Here is a 16,061-nt window from a genome sequence, read left to right on the forward strand (position 1 = left end):
TCGGTTAATTAACTGATTTTTTATGAGTATCATTTGTTGGTTGATTTGGTATAAGGTCAATTTGCGATCGACGGACGCTCAAACTCAGAATTCTCTCACCTTGGGCACTAAATTCATTAGAATGAATCAGAAAATCTGTCTAGCATTGTTGAAGGCGTAATTTATACTGACTTATCTTGCGATGCACCCATGACTCAGCCTCCTCATCCACCGCCCCATCAGCCGCCACAGTCGCGTAAATCAAAAACCATTCTTGGCAGTCTGACGCAAGCGGTACAGACGATCGCCAAAATCAACTTTACTAGGCTCAAGCTCAAACCCAATGCCAGAGTGCCGGAGTTATTGGTACAGGATGCAGATGCTTCTAAGGCAGAAGCGTATCCCTTGTTGGGCGATCGCTATCTGCTGGGGCGCAGTTCTAAATCCTGTGACATTGTGGTGCGAAATCCGGTCGTCAGTCAGGTGCATGTCTCTCTGCATCGAGAAAAACGGCGCAAATTTTTGGGGTTGCCAACGCGCACTCACTTTCAAATCAGGGACGAAAATTCGACCAACGGTATTTATCGCGGCAAGCGCAGACTCCAGACCAAAACGCTTTACGACGGTGATATTCTCTCGCTGGGGCCACCAGAGTTAGCCGCCGCCGTCCGCTTGCAGTACAAAGATCCGGCTCCCTGGTACATCAAAGCCATCCGCTACGGGCTGTATGGGGTCAGTGGAGTGACGGCGATTACGGTAGCCGCGATCGGCATTGAATGGCAAAAGTTTTCCGTCTATCCTCTGCCAGTCTCAGTGCAAGGGCCGACGATCGTGTATTCCAGAGAAGGGCAAACCCTGCGGACTCCGCGCACTCAGCGTCATACAGAGTTGGCTCAAGTTCGAGAATTTTCACCCTATTTGCCCAAAGCGCTGTTGGCTTCTGAAGATACGCGCTATTACTGGCATTTGGGCGTTGACCCGATCGGCACTGCCAGAGCCTTTGTGACCAATATTCGCGGCGGTGAAATTCGTGAGGGAGGCAGTACGATCACTCAGCAGCTAGCGCGCAATCTTGTCCCAGATTACGTAGGTCGTCAAGATTCGGCCGCCCGCAAGCTCCGCGAAGCAGCCGTCGCCCTCAAGTTGGAGACGGTTTATAGTAAAGAATTTTTGCTGCTGACTTATCTCAATCGGGTGTATCTAGGCAGTGGCACCTATGGATTTGAAGATGCTGCCCAGTTTTATTTTGGCAAGTCTGCTAAAGATCTCACCCTTTCAGAATCGGCAACCCTGACGGGGATTTTGCCAGCGCCCAACAGCTTCAACCCAGTTCGCAACTATCAGGCGGCGATCGACTACCGCGATCGCGTGATCAGTCGCATGGCCGAGCAAGGCATGGTTTCGCAAGAAGAAGCCCAACGGGCCCGACGATCGCGCATTGACATCAGTCCCGCTGCCCGTGAAGAGCTAAAGAGTACGATCGCGCCCTACTACTACAGCCACGTCTTTGACGAATTAGAACAACTGCTGGGTAAACAACTGGCTCAAGAAGGCAATTTTATCGTCCAAACCGGGCTGGATGTCAAGATGCAGGCCAAAGCCGAAGCTGCCCTACAAAATGCGGTTGTCACGAATGGGGCCAGCGCGGGCTACTCGCAAGGGGCGATGGTGACGATCGACTCCAAAACGGGCGAAGTGCGGGCGATGGTCGGCGGCGTTGACTATCAAGAAAGCCAGTTTAATCGGGCGACTCAGGCCGAGCGTCAACCCGGATCGACCTTCAAAATTTTTAGCTACACCACCGCGATCAAGCAGGGCATTTCTCCCAACAACTCCTATTCTTGTGCCCCATTAAACTGGAGCGGTCAATATTTTGAGGGCTGTGGGGGCGGCAGTCTGGATATGTATACGGGGGTGGCGCGGTCGGAAAACGTGATTGCCTTGCGAGTGGCTCAAGAAGTTGGGTTGGATAAAGTGATTCAAACGGCGCAGCGGATGGGCATTCAGTCCAAACTCAAGGCGGTTCCGGGACTCGTTTTGGGACAAAGTGAAGTGACCCCGCTGGAGTTGACCGGAGCCTTTGGCGTGTTGGCAAATCAAGGGATTCGCAGTCGTCCGCGTACCATCAGGCGGATTTTGGATAGTGGTGATTGTAGCGATCGCCGAGATCTCAATACCTGCCGCGTTATTTATTCTGCTGATCAAGATGGCAACAATCAGGTCAAAGTTTTGGAGCCTGAAGTGGCTGATACGATGACGACTATTTTGCAGGGGGTTGTCCAAAGCGGGACAGGTAGAAGTGCGGCGCTAGGTCTTGGAGAAGCAGGCAAAACGGGCACCACTAACGACAACGTTGACCTCTGGTTTGTTGGCTACATTCCTAACGGGGGACTCGTCACAGGAGTCTGGCTGGGCAATGACAACAACACGCCCACAGGAGGCAACAGTGGTCAAGCGGCTCAACTTTGGGGAAATTACATGCGACAGGTGGTGCGATAGAAGCTTGGTGCAGTTTCGCCCCTAGTACTACTCCATACAATCTACCTTAACAATTCATCCCTCAATAGGGTGATGTTCTCAAGTCAAAGCCTCCTCTCGCAAAAAAACTGTTAGATTGTTGGAGAAAGATCGTGTAATTGTTCGTTGTGCTGATCGTCAGTTTGATGGAGCTTTTGACTTTGTTGCTTTATTCTGCTGCCTAATTTAACGCGCCATTCTGGAAAACTTTGAGACGGAACTTTTGATTCAAAGTCCTTCACAGCGGGGATTTAGGGAGCTAGCAAACAAAGTGAGCAGCCTTATCGAATTCACGGTTATTTAGCTTTCCATGTATTCTTAGACTCATTTTCAACGTCTATCTGATGACAGATTGTTCAAAATCTCTCGCAAACCTTTAATGAATGAGGAAGAGCAATGGGCGAGCGTGCGATCTGAGGAAGGGCTGAACGCGAGATAAATCCGTGTTGGATAGTTCCTCGTGTGATCGCTCAAAGTCCTTGTCGAGTTATGCCAAATTAGCAATCATCTCAAACTAACAAAAAAAGCTATGACTTGGGTGCAATCGCCAGAATTAGGGTCAAGTTTAATCGTTTCGAGTGAAAGACGGGTTAATGCCCTGCCTGCAACCCCTGAACCATTGTTTAAAGTGATCCCGCCTGAGCGAGTTGGCGTGGACGGTGAGTATGACCATAGTGGGTTAGCAAAACGGGTCAGCCTGGCTTTTTGTGAGCAGTTTGAGGCTAAAGACCTCGATCGCCTACAAGTCACTCAACGCGGTAGGGTGGTCGTTCTGATAGGTAGGGTTTTTGATCAGCAGACTTTGACTCAACTGGTAGATGTTGCTCTTGAGGTATATGGCACTGCAACCGTTGAAACCCAGGGCGTGAAGGTTGATCAGCATAGAGACTCGCCAAAAGTATCGCCCAAACAAGAGAGTCGTTGAAAGATGAGGTGAGCGATCGCCTATATCATTTCAAACTCACTGCCATAAAGTTGCAAAAGATCACAGGTTTCGTGATCGGTGATGTTGGTATCGCTAAGTTCTAAATTGTAGAAATCAATGTGGTCTGTATCAAAATAAGGGCCGGCGTGCCAGGTGCCTACGTCTAGTTTGATAAAGCAGTTGCCGGGAATGCGAAAGGCTTGAATTTCTTGGAGCTTTGGCTGGCTAGTGTTTTGAGGAGGCGCAACGGCTATTAGCCATTCTTTGCCTTCTAGAGAGCCGAGGCATTGAGTGCATTGCGTGTGGCGCGTGATCCGATGAAACGTTCGTCCGCGCTGGTGTAACCGCATGATATAAAACCGGGGAATCCCATTCTCAAGCTGGAGTTGAGCATCTTCGGCATCATAGGATTTTCCGTCTTGAGCAGCCTGGATCACTTGACCATAAGGGCGAAAGTTTTCAGAGGTGATCCAGGTAGCGGGGAGGGGATGGGGAGGCATGGGAGGGATGAGGGATGAGGGATGAGGGATGAGGGATGAAGAACGGTGGTTTTTGATGTTGGATTTCTTATGTTTATTTAACGTTAATTGAATGACAACTATTTATCGGTCTACAACCAATCCTTTGACAATAACCTGTCTCTGGAAAGACGTTAGCGCGATCGATCCTTTTTAGCATTCATGTTGCACAGATATTAACTTTAAAGGAATCTTGCATGAATATGATTCAACACATCTCTCATTTGCTACGGCGAGTTGTGCTAGTGGCGTTGCTAGTCGGTCTGCTGGTGGTGGGTGGAAATTCTGCTTTAGCTGATTCGGCACCTGGGGCACCCGAAAACCCTGCCGAGAAGCAGAAAACTCTCTATGAAGGGAAGCGGAATGTTGTTGTTAGTGAAGGCGAACCTGCTAAACCCAATCGATCGACGAATGCTCACTATGTCGATTCGCAGGGCAGAGAGGTTGATCAGCCCAAAGATAACAATCAATCTCGCGCCAAACAAGCGGCGGACGACTCGACTAATCTTAAAAACTCACGCAACTATGGTCATCCTGTCGATTAGCACAGTTTGATGATGCTGGTGTGATAGAAGGGTTGAGGCGATCGTTCAAATAGAGCATTCAATTTAAAGAACAATCTATCAACATTCCTCAACTCTTCTACAGCCTTTTCTTTGCTCTTTAACGAGCAGCTTAAAGTGAAATTGTTGACCTGAAGGACTGGCCGGTCGGTAGAAATGGCTCAAATTACGAGGATGGAATGACGAATGGGGACAGATTCTAAGGTCTGCATTCCACATTCATCATTCGATACCTTTTGGCTTGTTAAGCTCCGATCGGTAGGTTTTTGTGCGAGTGCATCCGAGGTTTACGAACTGATTTGACGGGGACATGGAGTTGTGAGAAGCGATCGTTGATCCAGCCATATCCTTTGTGAATGCATCCAGAACAGACTTCACCACAGCCGATACCTTGATCGTCGCAAACAATGACTCTGGCTTCTTTTGCTTCAAAGGATTGGTCACAGATACAACAGATACTGCGTTTGAGAGATGGATTACGACACTCAATTTGGAGTTGCATAAGTTTTTCTATTTTTTTTCGCTAAGTCATTTCACGTTCTTATCTAAGAGTTTATTCAAACCAGCACTCAGAAGCGTCTATCTCTACGCAGATTATTAGGCCTGTGATCGAGGCGGTTTGTCGCAAAACCGTAGTGAGAGATACGATCCAGCGATTTGGGCACGTATCGATCGACACAGGTTCCTACAACCGTGATCTTAGAAATCTAACGCTCGATTTGTTGAAATGTGACGTGAGGCAGCGGGATTGGGGTTTGGGGAGAGTCAGATAATCAGTCTCCACAGTAGGCGATCAGGTCAATTTCGATGTCGCCTAATCCAGCTAATCCCATTACGCCGATCGTGGTTCTGGCGGGGCGGCGATCGCCAAAATAAGAGGAATAAATCTCGTTCACGGTCTGTAGATGACGCAGGTTGGTGATGAACACTCGTGCCATGACGATGCGATCGAACCCGGTGCCCGCGTGGGTGAGAACCTGTTGCAGATTTTCCATCACCTGTTGGGTTTGCTGCTCGATCGTGCCCACAATTATTTCTCCGGTAGTTGGATCTTCGGCTAATTGTCCTGTCACAAACAGCAAGTCTCCAGCGCGAACGGCATGACAAAACGGCCCCAAGGGCGGCAGTCTGTGATCAGGTAAGGTAATGTATTCCAGCATGAGCAGCTTATTTTAAACGACAGTAAAATACTAATTCTTTAACGATCGTTCAAACCGCTGTTATGGATCTCAAAATTACACAAGCTTGCCTTCCTCAAAAAACGGGGTTTTGGGATATTGGCATTGTTGCCGATCGCATCACCTGTATTGCCCCTTCTATTCCTGATTCTGCAACGGACACGATCAACGCAGCGCACAAATTAGTGATTCCCGGATTAGTGGATGCCCATTTTCATTTAGACAAAGCGCTGTTACTCGATCGCTGTCACAGCATTGAAGGAACTTTTGCAGAAGCAATGTCGCAAACGTTGCAGGCAAAGCAGACATTTACGATCGCTGATATTCAAACCAGAGCTAGACGAGTGATCAAACGAGTGATCGCCTTCGGTACCACTGCTATGAGAAGTCATGTTGAAGTTGATTCAGCGATCGGGTTGACCGCCATCAAAGCACTCTTACCGCTTCGTCAAGAATATGCATGGGGGATAACGCTGCAATTAGCGGTGTTTGCTCAAGAAGGCATTACTAATCAACCGGGTCAAGTGGAACTGTTGAGACAAGCACTAGCGATCGGCGGGAATGCGATCGGGTCTGCCCCTTACGTCGATCCTGATCCAGAACAAAACGTTCGCATTGTATTTGACATTGCTCAGGAGTTTGATTGCGATGTTGACTTCCATTTAGATTTTTTAGATGATGACAAGCCTTTGACGTTGCCCTTTGTGATTGAGGAAACGTGTCGTCGCGGTTGGCAGGGGCGTGTCTGTCTGGGTCACATGACTAAATTAGCTGCATTGTCTCCAGTGGAACTTAGTGCGATCGCTCCCGCAATCCGAGAAGCAGGAATTTCGATTTTGGCGCTGCCTGCTTCTGATTTGTATATGATGTCTCGCAAAGATACGCATAACGTTCGGCGGGGTGTCGCGCCTGTCAATCATTTAGCTGAGATGGGAGTGAATGTCGGTCTTGCAGTCAATAACGTGCAAAATCTGTTTACTCCGTTTGGTGATGGTGATTTACTAAAAATCTGTACGCTGTTGGCTCAAGTGTTGCAAATGGGAACGGCCACCAGTCACGATCGCTGTCTAGAAATGGCCACTACTTTGGCAGCCAAAGCGATCGGACTTCCTGAACACGGTCTGCAAGTTGGACAACTAGCCGATCTAGTGATTCTCAACGTAGCCTCTGTGACTGAAGCGATCGGAGCCACACCGAGCGATCGTACCGTGATCAAAAATGGCCGTATTGTTTCTCAAACTAAATTAGACCAGCAATTTTTCAGATGAGTTCTGCGTTCAATTAACGTTCTCTTTTGCTGCTTGCTGAAGGTCTGCCAACTCTGAAATTAAAGTCTCTTCTAAGGCAGTGATCACCGCTTCGGGGTCGGCAGCTTGTTTCATCACTTCGGCTTCGTGATCGAGTCGGTTTCGCACGTTGGGTAAATCTTCTCTGAGTTCTTCTAAAAGGGCAATGATTTTGGCGATTTTTTGTTCGGACAATAGGTTGAGTTGCAGGCTTAATTGAGCGCGTTGTTCAGATAGTTTTTCCTGTCGCTTTTGGGCAATTAACACGCCGATCGTCATCAAAAACGAACCACCTCCCAGCAATACATCTAACCATTGAAAGGGTGGCGGATCAAACTGAGGTAAGCCAAAGCGAGGTGATACCAGATTGGGAATAATCCACAGGGCCAAAACCAGCAGCGTGCAATAGAGAAAGACGGGACGACTAAAGAATGCAGTAATGCTTTCAACAATGCGCTGATGGGATGAGAGCGATTTTTCAGACTGGGTATGCAGCGCAATCACCGCATCAATGGTTTGAGCGATCGGGTCAGGTAAAGGTGCCGTCGGAATGATCGTTTTGTTAGGTTTATGCGTCGTTTCTGTCGAGGTCATGGCAGTTTAGCGATCGGTCTTTCCTTTATTAGCTCATGTGAGGGAGGCGATCGGTAACGCTCTACAGATAGACAAATGGCGATCGCTCGGCTAATTCCCAAGTCAAACTCTGGATCTGAACGGTTAGATGCGTTATTGATCTAGTTTCGATCTAGTTTCTCTTTAGCTCTGCGACTGGCTTCGGTCACTCAATAGACCCGTTGGGAGGGATAATAGCAAGCAATAGCATGGGGCAGTCGCAAGGTTGAACTTGGAACGTCAATGTGGTAACAGGAAACCCTTTCCCGGTGAATTATTGCAAGCTGTTGTCCTGTACTGAGATCGAATTCACGTTCATCTAAGCTTCGATCGCCACAGACCCCACCGGACAAGCTACACAGGCCAACGCCTGACCCATTTGCTGATCGGCACTGCTCAAAGCAGACGGCGGACTGGCATAGCGCACTTCTCCCTTACGCACCTCCACTTTGCAAGCTCCGCAAGCCCCCACTCGACAGGCATAACGAATTTGAATCCCTTCCTGTTCAGCGACTTCTAAAATCGAAGCCGTCCCATCTACCTGTACTCGGCGATCGGACTGAATAAAGTGAATCACTGGGGCAAACGCTGGCTCGCTCGTGTGGGCACTCTTTCCATTTGTGGAGGGTGCGATGGCCATCGGTGCTGCCGCTCTGAAAAACTTTGTTTCGGGGATTTCGCTCTCTCGAACTGGCTTTACGGCTGGCTTGATCGAAGTGGATCGCCCGCCAAAGCTTTCTTCTAGATAGTTTTGCATGGGAAACTTCATGCCTTCTAACAGCGATCGCCCGCCTTGCATAAAACCGCTCGGCCCACAGACGTAAACCGATCGCTCCAAAAAATCTGGCACCATTAGCTTTAACATTGGCTCAGAAATGCGTCCGGTCAGCCCCATCCAGGGATGTCTCAGCGAAGGTCGAGTGATGGTGATGGCTAATTGCAGGTTGGGCATTTGAGCCGCGATCGTTTCTAGCTCTGAGCGAAACACAATATCTTCGGGCGACGTTGCACTATGGAAAAAAACAACATCACAGTTTGCCATTGTGTCTTGTATCCAGCGCACCATTGACATCATTGGCGTAATGCCACTCCCGGCTGAGATCATCAACACTTTGGCAGGCAGCTTGGGCAGACAGGTAAAGTGCCCCATTGGGCCGCCGATGAGTTTGACGCGATCGCCCACTTTGAGATGATCATGCAGCCAGTTAGACACCAGTCCAGGTGCTAAATCGGGTCGATCGGGCGGACTGGGCACTCGTTTGACCGTCAGCATCAGATGATAAGGTCGAGTCGGTGACGAAGAGATTGAGTAAGAGCGCAACACGGGCTTCCCATTAATCTCGACTTCTAGATTGACAAATTGACCCGGCTTATATTGAAACAAGACAGAAGGCTCCGCCACCAGACAAAATGTTTTGACATCAGTCGTTTCGTCAATAATGCGACAACAGTGACAAATCAGATCTTCCTGGGCCCATTCATGGGTAGGCAACATCAGGGCAGGGTCGATCGCGGCTACTTCTGAAGAGGGAGCGGCCAGATCTTCAATATGCAGAAAGGTCTCTCCAAGTTGAATTAAGTCGCCTGCATAGACTTGTCGCGGGTCATCAACGGGCACAATTTCGCCATTGAGCAATGAACCTGACGTGCTGCCCACATCCACAAAGTAATAGGCACCGTCGAGACGCACAATTCTGCCATGAATTCGGCTGACTTCTGGGCTAGTCAATACGAGATCGCAGGTGGTGTTGCGTCCGATGACCCACTCTGTTTGTCCTGGGTAGGATTCTTCAAGCTGATGATTTTGGAATTCCTGCTGCTCAAAGTTGACTGACTTCAAAATCAACATTGGGAGTAATCTCCTGGGTCGTGGTGGGCGAGGGCGAAGGAAAGGGACTGTGGGCTTTGGGCTTTAGACTTAGCCTGAATTCGATCCACTTCTTTGGCTTCATCGCTTAAGTCTGTTGCCATCAAAGTCCCGTCTAACGTTTTCTTGTCTAACGTCTTCTATCATTCAGAGAATAGTTTTTCCGGCAGGTTTGGAGATAGTTTTTGCCATTGTGACGGCCGTGTGACGTTGCTCTGTCGCTTGAGAAAATGCTAGAAGTTCTGGGTTGGTTGCGCCGATCGCTTCAATGGTCGAGAAGTGATCCGCGTCTGTAAGCTGCAAATCCTGGCGAAGCTGTTGGCAAAACTCAAAACTACCAGAGGCATCGATCGTCTTTTGGCGTAACAGATCCAACACAACGCCATTGTAAGTTTGTAGCCGCAGTTGTTGAGAAACGCCCTGCAACACTTTGACCAGCGTATAGATTTCATCTGGGCTGAGATCATCCAGCGATCGTCCTTCGAGTAGCGTGGGATCGATCGACAGCCTTTGGAGTTGCTTTCTCAAGCTAGTTGCCATATTCTCACGCTCATATTGAGAACGGGTACGGCGTAGTGTCTGATAAAGCCACAGCGAACCAACCAACACAATCAGCGCATTAAACGCAAACAATGGATAGTCAGGCAATCGATTTAACGAAGGACGGGCACCGTAAGAGAAAAACGTCCAGAAAGAAGTCACTGTAAACAACGTGAATACAATATGTTGTGCCTGTTCTTTAGAAATCGGACGACCTTTATGAACGACTACCTTGCGACACAGTTTCTCTAATATCAAGCCTAATGTGATTGTGATCGCCATCAGCACAAAGAACGTGATAAACACGGCAAACGCTTTGGGAATGGGAATGACACGATTGTAGATATAGAATCCTGTATCCAAAACCTTGGCAACTTGATCGCGCTCGTGCGTCCATGCGCCTGTGAAGTAATAATCCCAGTTGCCTGCATAGAGAAAATAGTACAGGTAAAAGGCAATCACCATCCCCAGATAACCATACTGAATCAACCGCCGACCGGGTTTGTTTAACTCTGTCCAGTAGGTTTTTTCAGCATCAATGTCAATACAAGCCGTTTTGCAGCCGACACAGGCACTTTGTTCTAACCCTGTTTTGGCATCAGTGATCCGACACATGGATTGCGTCACGGTTGCTTTGGGGTCTAGATAATTTTGGCTGCCCATCAGCGATCGCGGGCCCGTGTAAACCATCTGCACCGGAGCCATCGGACAAAAATACTGACACCAGCTTTTGCCTGCATACAAATAGCCAATTGTCATCGCGCAAATAATCGTCGCAATTAGGAAAACGCCCAACGAGAAGCGATCGGAGTTGACATACAAAATTCGCAGCCCCAGCCCCAAAACAAACAGCCCATACTGGACATACAAATGATTGCGTCCTAGCCAGGAGTTTTCGCTGATCGTCACCACTTCTCGTCGAGTTTCCCCGGTGAGGCGATCGACTACTTTTCGCCGTCGCTGAATCCCCAGAGCGCGAGGAATCTGAGACATAAACGACAAAGGACAAATCCGCCGCCAAAACTCATGTCCAAACACCAATAGAACAAAAATTCCCGAAGGAACAACCATCGCCCACCAGATCAACGCACTCATCGAAAACGAAGACTGAGGCAGACAGGTCTTTCTAATCTTGATGCACTGAGTCAGATCCACTCGAAAAGGACTGCTGAAATTGGCGGCATCCGTCCAGGCGGGTGTAATGGGGTCATAAAACAAAGAAGCAATCAAAATCAGCCAGCCCAAGGTGAGTAGCCAGCGAACTCGATGCATAGACTGCTCAGAAATTTTATGCAGCATAGGTGTTACCTCTTATCAGAATAGTCATTAGATGGGTCGGGGCTGGTAATTAATGCAAAAACTGGATCAAGCACAATCAGATGGGAACACTCAATGCTCAGAAATCGACAAGTAACTAAGATCAATCTTTGATTTGCCAAAAGCGTAGCTGTTTGTTAGCACTCCAACTCACCAAGTAATCATGTTCTGGACTAAACGCTACATTCCCTGGCTGATCCAATGTTCCGACTTCTCGCATTGCTAATCTTCCGCCTTGAGGAATCCAAATGCGAACAGTGCCGTCACCGTGGACTGTAATGATATTGCGATCGCACTTAGAAACCAAAATCGTATTAGCAGATGCCTGGGGCAACACTTGAATTAAGGCTTCGTGGTTGAGATCCCACATTAGCCCTCGATCTTTGCCAAAGCTAATCAGAGTGTGATCATTGATTAGCTCTAGTCCGACGATCGTATCGGTATGTCCGGCAAAGGTGCGATCAATGTTTCCAGTGTTGAGATTCCAGACTTGAAGCTGATGATCTCGGCTGGCAACAACCAGTTGGTCGGAAGTAGCTCCATAGGTAATTGCGGTGATGTCTGCTGGGGAGTTGAGTGTTTTCAGCAGTGCGCCCGTTTGCAAATTCCATTGACGAAGGGTTCTATCTTTACTAGTACTAACAAACGTCCGTGCGTCCGGACTAATTGCAATCGCCGTTATCGTCTTTTGATGCCCCTTAAACTTTTGCAAAAACTTGCCCGAAATTCCGTTCCACGCCTGTATAGTGCCATCTTCACGACCTGTTAGCAACAGCTTGCTATTGGCGCTAATGGACAGGTTGGTGACGGGGGCCGTGTAGCCTGATAAAGTTTTGCGCCAAGTTCCCTGGGGCAATGACCACAGGCGCGGCAGGTGATCAGTTCCCACGGTGATCATCGTCTGCTTGTTGGGCGAAATCACTACGCGATCGATTCCCGACTTGATGGATACCTCCCGCGTCATCGCTAGCTGCATATCAGACTGGGGCAACCACTTTTGAGTTAGTTGATGAAGGGTCGTTTTTGCCTGCTGCCCCGAAAACATTGACCGGGTAATAATGCCTCGACTGGATAGCTGTAGGACGATCGCGCCCACAAAGAGCAGTGCGCTAGTCGGCAGGATAAACTGCTGCGCCTTGTACCAGTGTTTTACGACAGGTTGAAAGCGGCCCGTTAGCTTGTGAAGATCGGCTAATACGTCAGAGACTTGGGGATAGCGATCGCTGGCTTTAGTTCTGACCAGCCGATTGAGGATTGTTGTAAGCTCTGGGCTGACGGGGGGCTGTAAGTGCTGGTGCCAATCCAGTTCTCCTGAAATCAAATCCTGTTTAAACTGCTGGGGATCAATGCCTGTGAGTAAGTGAATGACCAAGATCCCCACCGCGTAAAGGTCACTATTTAACTGAGCCATTCCCAAGTGTTGCTCATCTGGCATGTAGCCAGGAGTCCCGATCGCCAAAGGCACAGAAGTATCCGGGTGGGCGGCCGATTCATCTTCTGCTAGACGGTAAGCTGCCCCAAAGTCAATGAGAACAATCTTGCCATCTCGACGACGACGGATCAAATTGCTGGGGGTCACGTCGCGGTGAATCACTCGTTGAGCATGAAGATTTTGTAGGATAGGTAACAGTTCTAATAACAGGGCGATCGCAGACTTTTCGGTGAGACGGTTTCCTTGGGCCAGCCATTGGCTTAAGGTTTCGCCGTCAATGTACTCTTGCACCAGATAAGTTGAATCCTCCTGCTCATGGCAATAGGCAAAAAGGGTCGGAATTTGGTGGTGATGTTGCCCAAACTGCTCCAGTAGGGTCGCTTCTGTCTCAAATAAATGTTTGGCTGTCTCCAGAGAAATGGTGCTTTGGGGTGGCAATTGCAGACATTTAACGACGCACAACGGATGTCGGGGGAGATATTTATCGCGAGCCAGGTAGGTTTGGCTAAAGCCTCCTGCTCCCAGTTTTTCTAGAATCAGGTAGCGTCCGGTTAATAGTTGCCCAATCATGCTCGGTGACCTTTGATGCGCGCTGACAGCCAGGTTTGAAGGAATCCGACACGATCGCATGACCCAGCTTCCTTGCCAATACAGGTTGGGGAAACTGGACGTTTCTCTCCCGTTTAGACGGGGGCCGTGCCGCATTCCATTCAAAAAATGCTGTTGTCCGCGAAGTTCAGTGCAGGAAGTCGATCGTCTGGAAAGACTCAACAGGTGAAGCGTGGATGTAAGCTCAGACCGTCTTTCTGAAGGATAGCCAAAGCCGCTCACTGCCTCTTGTGGAAGCAGGATTTTCTGAGTTTAGGAACAATACAGTCAGTAAAAAAGGCTGAGATGCGGTCACAGTCTATAAAATTTAGCCTGACCCTGATTTGATGGCTTCTCTATGACAATATTGGTTAGATGCTTGTATCGATTATAGTGACTCGCGCAGTCCTTGACTACCTAATTCTCTAAGAAATGAACAAAAACAGGCGGTAATATTAATTGGAACCCAACTTGATGCAACCGTTCTAATTAGCTTTATCAAGAGTGAGGACAACCATCCGGATGCTTGATTTCTATTTTAGCAAAGTAAAACGTCCTGTGCCAATCTACAAACAAGTCTACCCCTCGAAGGCGATCGACTCAGACCGCAGCACAATGAACTGTGACAATTTACAAACAAGCACAGATACGGATTCTAATCTAGAGAGAATCAATGACTCTAAGACGCAGGAAGCAGTACTTTTAGAAACGTCAGGGGCAGACATCGCTACGGAACCGATATTACGAACGGCTCACTTGGACGGTGCATCGCAGGATTTTACGGGTTACAGAGTCGTTGATAAAAATGGGTGTGACTACCAGATTTGACAATCCGCTTTTGTTTGGCTTGAAGCGAGACAACAAGGAGGGTCGATCGCAGCCCTGAGACAAATTGACCCAGATCACTGCAAAACTTTGGAGTTGGTGTAAACCTGCTCTGAGATAGCTCCACCCGAAAACACAGGCCTATATTCAAAGATGATTTCTACTTTTTGGGATATTCCTGGAATTCAGTCTCACCAGTCATTAGAGTTCCTGGAGCAATCGCTGAATCCAATCTGTGTGTGTGACGATCAAGGCCACACAATCTACGCAAGTCAAAGCTTTTTGAAGCTGTTACAAACTTCTACAGCCAGAGATTTCTTCGACTATTTTCCGGCGACTATGCAGCCTGATCTGTCTGAGTTTTGGCATCGTGCAATTCAAGGGGAGACCAGCCAGTTTCTCTCTAGATTGAGAGACGCAGAGGAGCATGTTGAATGTTCCCTAAAGTTTGACTCAGGCACAAAGCTAATGTTTCTCGAAGCTAAAAAAATCGGTGCAGCAGAAAGAATTCGCAGTCTCACTACCGCTTACGAATCGGCAATTTCTCAGTCTGCTCACGCCAATTTAGCGACCGCTTTGATCAATCCCAATGGAGACATTATTCAGTGTAACCAGAAGCTACAAAACCTTTTGGGAACAAACGATTGCGGGCTAAATCTTGAACAATTTGTGCACCCAGACGATCGCTTGGTTGATCTCTCACTCAAGCAAAGTTTACTCAACAGAACGATCAACACCTACACCATCGAAAAACGATTCATTTCTAGAAATCACGAAGTCATTTGGCTGAATGTTAATGTTTCTCGAATTGAGCTTTCGACCTGTATTATGGGGCATCAAAGCTATTACGCCGTTCTGCTAGAAGATGTCACCGAAAGTAAAAAGATTTACAGCACCCTCGTTAGAACCGAGGAAAAATGGAAAACGCTGTTTTTAGATAGTCCCTACTTGTTTATTCAAGTCAGCAAAAGCGGACAGGTTATCTATGTCAGTCCAGCGGTTGAGGACATATTGGGCTATCAGCCCGAAGAGTTGCTCGGTCGGCAGATCAAAGAACTCATTCACCCCAGTAATTTGAACGAATTTGAACTCGCTCTACAACTTTGGAGCAGCAACCTTCAATCTCATCAATCGATCGAATGCTGGTGGAGAGCCAAGTCTAATCGATGGGTGGCGTTGTCGATTCAGGGACAGCAGTTTCCCTCAGTTTTAGAGATCGAAGATATTGTCATCAGTGGTCACAATATCACCGATCGTAAGTGTCTAGAAGTCGAACTCAGAGCCAGCGAAGAGAAGTTTAGATCCCTGGTTCTCAACAGTTTGGGAGCCGTGTTTCGCTGTGATTCTAGCTACACGATGGAGTTTATTAGCGACAGCATTCAAGACATTACGGGCTATCCCGCATCGGTGTTTGCCAACAATCAAGTTCGGTCTTATCTCAGCATTGTTTATCCGGATGATATTGCCCTTCTCAAGGATTCGCTGATTCAAGCCATTTTAGACCGCCATCGTTCTGCGATCGACTACCGAATTGTCGATACCAATGGGTGTCTCCGCTGGGTGACTGAGCGCAAACAAGGCGTATTTGACCAGAATGGCAATCTGTTGTGGCTTGATGGTGTCTTGCTGGATATTAGCGATCGTAAGCAAGTAGAAGCCGAGCTACTGCACTGCGAAACCGCCCGCTAGGGGACTTCGGACTTTGAACAGGGCAAGTCTAATGTCTTTCATCTAACATCAATCAAAGAAGCTGCATCCCTTAAATCTCCCTTAGCTCCGTTACAAAAGGAACCGGACTTTTATTTTTCCACCCTCTCAAGGGGTTAGGGGGAGCAGAAAATAGGCTAGCTCACAGAGAATTTGGGTCTACCGTTCAAACTATGCCGAGTCAAAGTCAAAGTGCCAACACATTAA

The 16,061-nt window shown here is 48.2% G+C and carries 13 protein-coding genes; 6 read left to right on the forward strand and 7 right to left on the reverse strand.

Translation table 11 applies throughout. The features are described 5' to 3' along the window. The first annotated feature begins 189 nt into the window (after positions 1-189). A complete protein-coding gene (locus ACJ2PR_RS31115) occupies positions 190-2,478 on the forward strand; it encodes a PBP1A family penicillin-binding protein (RefSeq protein WP_446879889.1) in 2,289 nt (762 codons plus the stop codon). Positions 2,479-3,025: 547 nt separating this feature from the next. Next, entirely contained in the window at positions 3,026-3,421 is a 396-nt protein-coding gene (locus ACJ2PR_RS31120) for a hypothetical protein (protein WP_446879890.1), read from the forward strand. 20 nt (positions 3,422-3,441) lie between these two features. Here the strand turns inward: ACJ2PR_RS31120 and ACJ2PR_RS31125 are convergent, their stop codons facing one another. Next, positions 3,442-3,921, reverse strand: coding sequence for an ureidoglycolate lyase (locus ACJ2PR_RS31125; RefSeq protein ID WP_446860690.1), 480 nt, complete (start codon positions 3,919-3,921; stop codon positions 3,442-3,444). A gap of 215 nt (positions 3,922-4,136) precedes the next feature. Between ACJ2PR_RS31125 and ACJ2PR_RS31130 the strand changes: the two genes are divergently transcribed. Next, positions 4,137-4,484 carry a hypothetical protein gene (locus tag ACJ2PR_RS31130; protein WP_446879891.1) on the forward strand — a complete coding sequence of 116 codons (348 nt, stop codon included), beginning with the start codon at positions 4,137-4,139 and terminating at the stop codon, positions 4,482-4,484. 262 nt (positions 4,485-4,746) lie between these two features. Here ACJ2PR_RS31130 and ACJ2PR_RS31135 read toward each other — a convergent pair whose 3' ends face one another. After that, the gene (locus tag ACJ2PR_RS31135; protein WP_446860688.1) at positions 4,747-5,004 is read right to left on the reverse strand and encodes a hypothetical protein; all 258 of its coding nucleotides are present in this window, start codon (positions 5,002-5,004) and stop codon (positions 4,747-4,749) included. A gap of 271 nt (positions 5,005-5,275) precedes the next feature. Further along, complete coding sequence (locus ACJ2PR_RS31140; protein WP_446879892.1) at positions 5,276-5,662, reverse strand: RidA family protein; 387 nt, start codon at positions 5,660-5,662, stop codon at positions 5,276-5,278. 62 nt (positions 5,663-5,724) lie between these two features. On the opposite strand from ACJ2PR_RS31140, the gene ACJ2PR_RS31145 reads away from it, so the two are divergent. Continuing rightward, positions 5,725-6,948, forward strand: coding sequence for an amidohydrolase family protein (locus ACJ2PR_RS31145; RefSeq protein WP_446879893.1), 1,224 nt, complete (start codon positions 5,725-5,727; stop codon positions 6,946-6,948). Positions 6,949-6,957: 9 nt separating this feature from the next. On the opposite strand, the gene ACJ2PR_RS31150 is transcribed toward ACJ2PR_RS31145, so the two are convergent. The 4 genes from ACJ2PR_RS31150 to ACJ2PR_RS31165 all read right to left on the reverse strand — a co-directional run bounded on the left by ACJ2PR_RS31150 (position 6,958) and on the right by ACJ2PR_RS31165 (position 13,505). After that, positions 6,958-7,560 carry a DUF1003 domain-containing protein gene (locus ACJ2PR_RS31150; protein ID WP_446879894.1) on the reverse strand — a complete coding sequence of 201 codons (603 nt, stop codon included), beginning with the start codon at positions 7,558-7,560 and terminating at the stop codon, positions 6,958-6,960. A 337-nt stretch (positions 7,561-7,897) separates the two neighbouring features. Further along, positions 7,898-9,427, reverse strand: a complete 1,530-nt coding sequence (locus tag ACJ2PR_RS31155) for an FHA domain-containing protein (RefSeq protein ID WP_446879895.1) — start codon at positions 9,425-9,427, stop codon at positions 7,898-7,900. A gap of 165 nt (positions 9,428-9,592) precedes the next feature. Then, positions 9,593-11,284, reverse strand: a complete 1,692-nt coding sequence (locus ACJ2PR_RS31160) for a hypothetical protein (RefSeq protein ID WP_446879896.1) — start codon at positions 11,282-11,284, stop codon at positions 9,593-9,595. 121 nt (positions 11,285-11,405) lie between these two features. Further along, positions 11,406-13,505, reverse strand: a complete 2,100-nt coding sequence (locus ACJ2PR_RS31165; RefSeq protein ID WP_446879897.1) for a protein kinase domain-containing protein — start codon at positions 13,503-13,505, stop codon at positions 11,406-11,408. A gap of 339 nt (positions 13,506-13,844) precedes the next feature. Between ACJ2PR_RS31165 and ACJ2PR_RS31170 the strand changes: the two genes are divergently transcribed. Continuing rightward, positions 13,845-14,150 carry a hypothetical protein gene (locus ACJ2PR_RS31170; protein WP_446860681.1) on the forward strand — a complete coding sequence of 102 codons (306 nt, stop codon included), beginning with the start codon at positions 13,845-13,847 and terminating at the stop codon, positions 14,148-14,150. Positions 14,151-14,300: 150 nt separating this feature from the next. Next, entirely contained in the window at positions 14,301-15,836 is a 1,536-nt protein-coding gene (locus ACJ2PR_RS31175) for a PAS domain S-box protein (RefSeq protein WP_446879898.1), read from the forward strand. The last annotated feature ends 225 nt before the right edge of the window (positions 15,837-16,061 follow it).

Source organism: Phormidesmis sp. 146-33 (assembly GCF_052939515.1).

What these genes read in the sequence shown, in the direction of transcription:
- ACJ2PR_RS31115 (WP_446879889.1), top strand. Translation starts at nt 190, where the DNA reads ATGACTCAGCCTCCTCATCCACCGCCCCATCAGCCGCCACAGTCGCGT.
- ACJ2PR_RS31150 (WP_446879894.1), bottom strand. Translation starts at nt 7,560, where the DNA reads ATGACCTCGACAGAAACGACGCATAAACCTAACAAAACGATCATTCCG.
- ACJ2PR_RS31155 (WP_446879895.1), bottom strand. Translation starts at nt 9,427, where the DNA reads ATGTTGATTTTGAAGTCAGTCAACTTTGAGCAGCAGGAATTCCAAAAT.
- ACJ2PR_RS31170 (WP_446860681.1), top strand. Translation starts at nt 13,845, where the DNA reads ATGCTTGATTTCTATTTTAGCAAAGTAAAACGTCCTGTGCCAATCTAC.
- ACJ2PR_RS31160 (WP_446879896.1), bottom strand. Translation starts at nt 11,284, where the DNA reads ATGCTGCATAAAATTTCTGAGCAGTCTATGCATCGAGTTCGCTGGCTA.
- ACJ2PR_RS31130 (WP_446879891.1), top strand. Translation starts at nt 4,137, where the DNA reads ATGAATATGATTCAACACATCTCTCATTTGCTACGGCGAGTTGTGCTA.
- ACJ2PR_RS31135 (WP_446860688.1), bottom strand. Translation starts at nt 5,004, where the DNA reads ATGCAACTCCAAATTGAGTGTCGTAATCCATCTCTCAAACGCAGTATC.
- ACJ2PR_RS31120 (WP_446879890.1), top strand. Translation starts at nt 3,026, where the DNA reads ATGACTTGGGTGCAATCGCCAGAATTAGGGTCAAGTTTAATCGTTTCG.
- ACJ2PR_RS31125 (WP_446860690.1), bottom strand. Translation starts at nt 3,921, where the DNA reads ATGCCTCCCCATCCCCTCCCCGCTACCTGGATCACCTCTGAAAACTTT.
- ACJ2PR_RS31140 (WP_446879892.1), bottom strand. Translation starts at nt 5,662, where the DNA reads ATGCTGGAATACATTACCTTACCTGATCACAGACTGCCGCCCTTGGGG.
- ACJ2PR_RS31145 (WP_446879893.1), top strand. Translation starts at nt 5,725, where the DNA reads ATGGATCTCAAAATTACACAAGCTTGCCTTCCTCAAAAAACGGGGTTT.
- ACJ2PR_RS31175 (WP_446879898.1), top strand. Translation starts at nt 14,301, where the DNA reads ATGATTTCTACTTTTTGGGATATTCCTGGAATTCAGTCTCACCAGTCA.